Here is a 1,931-nt window from a genome sequence, read left to right as displayed (position 1 = left end):
GAGCATGGTTACTAGATTTATTATAAATTTTTCTATTATCATTCTTCAGTAATGTAAAAAGATTCCGGGACATAATGTTCTTGGATAAGTGAAAAAAGACAATTTCTATTGAAATAATATAGAAATTGTCTTTTTTATAAATTTTTTGATTATTTTCAGCTCGTTGAGCTGCTACTTTTCTTATATTAAGTGCCATTAATACAAAACCAAGTTCTCTTTTGACTTTATTGATTCCTCGGACAGACATCCGAGTGAAACCCAAAATAGCCTTCATGAATCCAAAAACAGGCTCTACATCAATTTTTCTTTGACTATAGATATTTTTTGTTTTTGGTTCTGAAAGCTTTTTATTAATTTGGGCTTTAAAATATTCCCAATTATAATTCTTCATTATTTTTTTATTTGTTTTTGAATTGAAGTTCATACATTGGTGTTTCAGAGGACATTCTGAACAATCATCACATTCATATAATTTAAAGTCTCGTTTAAAACCATACTTATCATGGCGATAGGCATATCTTTTAAATCCTAGTCTTTTATTGTTTGGACAAATGAATTCATCGTTAATTTCGTCATAATCCCAATTTTGAGTATTAAAGATGTCACTTTTATATTTTTTAGTTTTATCTTTTATAAACATTCCATAAGTTATGAGTGGCGTTCGATTAAAATTATCTATAATTGCCATATAATTTGATTCGCTACCATAACCTGCATCAGCTACAATATATTCAGGTAAATGACCGTAGGTCTCTTGAATTGAATTTAAAAATGGTATCATCGTTCTTGTATCAGTCGGATTTTGATACACATTATAAGATAAAACAAATTGAGAATTTGTCGCTATTTGTAAATTATACCCTGGCTTGAGTTGACCGTTTTTCATATGGTCTTCTTTCATTCTCATAAATGTGGCATCATGATCTGTTTTAGAATAACTATTTCTATCTTTTAAAATAGATTTTTGGACTTTGTATCGATGCTTTCGCTCAGAGTAATCATTAATTTGCTTTTTGTATTTTTTAATTTTAGTTCTTTTGAGCCGTATTTGTTTTCTTATTTTAGTACACTTCTCATTATCGATATGTTTGTTTAAATCTTCGATTTCTTTATTTAAATGACTACCAATCAAATCTATTTCTTCTTTTGTTAAGTCATTATCGTGATCTTTTTTAATCTCAGGAATGATTTTATTTGTCACCAATTCATGATAGAGTGCTTTAGAATCTTCATTCATCCTTGACTCATGGTTTTGAATACTCTTTTTCCATACAAATGTATATCGATTGGCATTGGCCTCAACTTTCGTACCATCAATAAAAATGGCCTGATCATCTATAAGATTTTGTTTTAAACACTGACTATGAAATTGAATAAATAATGATTCTAATAAAGCATCTACTTTTGGATTTACTCTAAATCGATTAATCGTTTTATAAGAAGGCTTTTGATTTTGTGATAGCCACATCATTCGGATGCTGTCATTAAGTAATTTTTCTATCTTACGTCCTGAAAACACAGATTGTGTATAGGCATATAGAATTACTTTTAACATCATTTTTGGATGGTATGATGTTGCACCACGGTGATGTCTGAATTCATCGAATTCATTGTCAGGAATTGTTTCAACAATATCATTTACATGTCGTGAAATATCATTTGTGGGGATAAGAACTGAAGTTTCCATTGGTAGAGTAAGTTGAGTCATGTTATAATCTTTATACATAAGGCACCTCGTTAATTTAGTTTAGTGAAGTTTATTAAATTATACGAAAGTGCCTTATTTTTTTAAAGTATTACAATGTAAAATTACATATAAATACAAAGTATTTTGGCGAGACTCTTGAGGGAACAGGACAAGCTGAAGACTACAGGCTGAAGCTGTCCCCTAAGAAAGCGAGCCAACAATACGAAGTATTGTAAATAAAGAA

1 protein-coding gene is annotated in these 1,931 nt (G+C 29.5%); it reads right to left on the bottom strand.

Features of this window, described 5'->3' with window-relative positions:
• Positions 1 to 1,726 (bottom strand): IS1182 family transposase (locus KA828_RS09890; protein ID WP_245336082.1); only part of this gene is annotated, 1,726 nt, incomplete at its 3' end.
• Positions 1,727 to 1,931 lie beyond the last annotated feature (205 nt).

Origin of the sequence: Staphylococcus sp. GDY8P85P, from assembly GCF_017892405.1 — a bacterium.
Classification (GTDB): Bacteria; Bacillota; Bacilli; order Staphylococcales; family Staphylococcaceae; genus Staphylococcus; species Staphylococcus borealis.
Note: the sequence above shows the minus strand (reverse complement) of the source record. Positions and strands in the feature narration are given on the sequence as shown.